The sequence below is a fragment of the Bradyrhizobium sp. genome, from assembly GCF_049691595.1.
Classification (GTDB): Bacteria; Pseudomonadota; Alphaproteobacteria; order Rhizobiales; family Xanthobacteraceae; genus Bradyrhizobium.
This window is the reverse complement of the sequence record NZ_JBAVNZ010000199.1, coordinates 1-3,180: the sequence shown is the minus strand read 5'-3', so window position 1 is coordinate 3,180 and position 3,180 is coordinate 1. Positions and strand designations below refer to the sequence as shown.

The window sequence follows — 3,180 nt, the reverse complement described above, 5'->3', positions numbered from 1 at the left end:
ATCTTCTTGGGCTCGACCCACATATGGTGAAACGCCGCCTCGACATACTTCTCGAACACGCCTTCGAGCTGCGCGGCCACCGCGGCGCGCATCAGGTTCAGCGTGTTGACCGGGAAGAACGGATTCCAGGTGTAGGGCTTTACATTGAAGCGCTTGAGGAAGCGTTCGGTCTCCAGCGCATGAAATTCGCGCTTGTTCTTGATTCCGGCGAGCGTCTCCGCCGGCGACCTGTTGTTGGTGGCCTTGAAGATACCGCCGAGCAGGATCGGGACATATTCGAACTTCACGCCGGTGCGCTGTTCGATCGCCGGAATCGCCTCATGGCTGAGGAAGGCGTTGGGGCTGCCGAAATCGAACAGGAATTGGGGATTTTGACTCACGGGCGGCCTCCCTGAAAGACGAGTTTCTTATATGATCCTCGTCATTCTAACCAGCCTAGCGGGTCGCTTGGCGGGGATCAACCGGCCAGCGTTCACGCCTGGCGGTGGAACGCCCGTTCCGCGAGTTTTTCAGCATGGTCGCGCACATCAGCGGGCCATTCCGCGATCGATGCTTCGAAACGGCCCGCGTCATTGGCGAACAGGGCGCGGATGGCGTCTTCATAGTGCGGCTTGTTGTCCGCCATGGCCGACATGAAGCGATAGGCGGCTTGCTGGGCGAGGCGGGTGCGATCCCTGTCCGCGCCGCCGCGCCGCGCTTCATCGACCAGCTTGCGTATCGCCACCGAGGCGCCGCCTTTTTGCTGCGCCAGCCAGTCCCAGTGCCGCGGCAGCAGCGTGATTTCGCGCGCGACCACGCCGAGTTTCGGGCGGCCGGGACCGCGGGGAGCGACCGCGCCATCGTCTCTTGATGCCTCGGCGTCCGGCAGCCGGGCCAGAACGTCGTCGACCGGGCCGCGGAAATCGAGGTCGATCGGGCCCGAGGTGGTGCCATCGAAAATCAGGATCGATGCGTCCTTGTGCCGGTCGAGCGTCTGCTTGGCGGCGCGCGCGACGTCGCGAAGATCGCCGGCGGCGATGCGGCGCGCGCCGTCGAAGGCGATGTAGGCGGGTTCGGGTCGGGCGTGCATGGGCAGACTTCTCGCGAGCTGTCACTTTATACCCGGATAAATCTGGGTCCGTCTATAACATCCGGGTAATATTTGCGGGGGTCCCCATCTCGACATTCCCGCGCCCGGCTGGCACCAAGCGCGGCGCCAACATCGGGGGACGACCATGCTGACCGTTCATCATCTCAACAATTCGCGCTCGCAACGCGTGCTGTGGCTCTTGGAGGAACTCGGCGTGCCCTACGAGATCGTCCGCTATCAGCGCCAGCCCGACATGCGCGCGCCAAAAGAGCTGCGCGACATTCATCCGCTCGGCAAGTCCCCCGTGATCACCGACAGCGGCAACACCATCGCGGAGTCGGGCGCGATCGCCGAATACATCATCGGCACCTATGGCCAGGGCCGTTTGATTCCGCCGCCGAATACGCCGGAGCGGCTGCGCTATACCTATTGGCTGCACTATGCCGAGGGCTCGGCGATGCCGCCCTTGCTGCTCAAACTGCTGTTCACGCTGATGCCGAAGCGCGCGCCGGCGCTGCTGCGCCCACTGGTGCGCAAGGTCTCCAACCAGGCGCTGACTGCGCTGGTCAATCCGCAGCTCAAGCAGCACATGGCGTTCTGGGAAAGCGAACTCGGGAAAAGCCAATGGTTCGCCGGCAATGAATTCACCGGCGCCGACATCCAGATGAGCTTTCCGCTGGAGGCCGCCGCGGCGCGTGGCGGGCTGGAGCAGGGCCACCCCAGGGCGATGGCGTTCCTCGACCGCATCCACGCCCGCCCCGCCTATGCGCGCGCGCTCGAAAAGGGCGGGCCCTACCTGGTGGGGCGATAGGCCCGCTTCGCTTCGCGCTGATGGTCGCTACTGCACGGCCGCGATCACTTCCTTCACCAGCCGGGCCAGCCCGCGAATATCGCCGGTCGGATCGACGCTGTCGCCGAGCCGCACCACGACAAGGCGCTGCGACGGCAGGATCACCACGCGCTGGCCGAGATCGCCCGAGGCAAAGAACGCGTCGCGGGGCATGCCGAGCCGCACGCGGGCCCTGGCATGTTCATGCTCGCTGCGATTGGTCCAGAACCCTGCGCCGTAATCGGTGTCGAGCGTCGCGGCGGCGGAAAAACTCACCCAGTCCTCGTGCAGGATCCGTTTGCCGCCGACCACGCCGTCATTGAGATAAAGCAGGCCGAACCGCGCCCAGTCGCGCGCGCTCGCCAGCATGTAGCTGTGTCCCTGCAGCGTGCCGCTGCCGTCGAACTCCAGCGTGACATGACGCATGCCGAGCGGATTGAACAGTTCGCGCCAGGCGAAGGCCAGCGTCTGCTCGGGCCCGCCGGTGGCGTCGCGGATGATCCGCGCCAATAGCTGGGTCGAGGGGCTCGAATAGGCCCACCGCGTTCCCGGCGCGGCGATCATGGCCGCCTGCGCGGCGAAGGCGGCCATGTCGTCGTGCAGATAGACCATCTGGCTCGAGGGATCGAAGCCGCTGTTGGTCTCGTCGAGCGCAAGCCCGGTGGTCATGCGCAGCAGATGCTCGACCTCGATCTCGCGGCGCGGATCGGATGCGCCCCGCCATTCCGGGATCGGCGCCGGCATCGACGGCGATGTAACGCCTTGCTGGGTCAGAATTCCGATCAGCGCGTTGACCACCGATTTGGTCAGGGAAAACCCCAATAGCGGGGTGTCGACGCCGATGCCGCCGGCGTACCGCTCGGCAATCACTTTGCCGTCATGCACCACCACCACCGCCCTGGTTCTTCGAAACGGCGGCTCTGCCGGTTCTTCGAAGGCATGGTCGAGCGCGGCCTTCAACGCCGGATCGGACGGCCGGACGATGTCGGGGCCGGCGATCTCCGCCAGCAGCGGCGGAGATTTCGGCAGCTTCAGCGCGTCGACGTCGCTCTTGAGCAGATAGGGCTCCTTAGATCCATGCCGCAGCACGCAGCCGAGGCCGTCGTGAAAGACGGCGCGGCTGCCGAACAGGCCCGCGACCGACGCATCGACCGCTTTGGCGGCGCGATCGAAACGATAGTTCAGCACCGCACGCAAGCTTCGAATGCCGTCGCGTTCTGCGGTTTCCGAATACGCCGTTTGCGGATCGAGCCCGGAGACCAAGGCCTTGGCGCAGACATTG

4 protein-coding genes are annotated in these 3,180 nt (G+C 65.3%); 1 reads left to right on the top strand and 3 read right to left on the bottom strand.

The features are described from left to right. Both WCE35_RS09230 and WCE35_RS09225 read right to left on the bottom strand, forming a co-directional pair. A partial coding sequence (locus WCE35_RS09230) for a 2-hydroxychromene-2-carboxylate isomerase (RefSeq protein ID WP_424593038.1) occupies nucleotides 1–380 on the bottom strand: 380 nt, incomplete at its 3' end. Between the two features lie 92 nt (nucleotides 381–472). Continuing rightward, a complete protein-coding gene (locus tag WCE35_RS09225; RefSeq protein ID WP_424593037.1) occupies nucleotides 473–1,069 on the bottom strand; it encodes a DUF2239 family protein in 597 nt (198 codons plus the stop codon). Between the two features lie 145 nt (nucleotides 1,070–1,214). Between WCE35_RS09225 and WCE35_RS09220 the strand changes: the two genes are divergently transcribed. Then, a complete protein-coding gene (locus WCE35_RS09220) occupies nucleotides 1,215–1,880 on the top strand; it encodes a glutathione S-transferase family protein (RefSeq protein WP_424593036.1) in 666 nt (221 codons plus the stop codon). Between the two features lie 27 nt (nucleotides 1,881–1,907). Here the strand turns inward: WCE35_RS09220 and WCE35_RS09215 are convergent. Next, on the bottom strand, nucleotides 1,908–3,180 hold a 1,273-nt coding region (locus WCE35_RS09215; protein ID WP_424593035.1), incomplete at its 5' end, for a serine hydrolase domain-containing protein.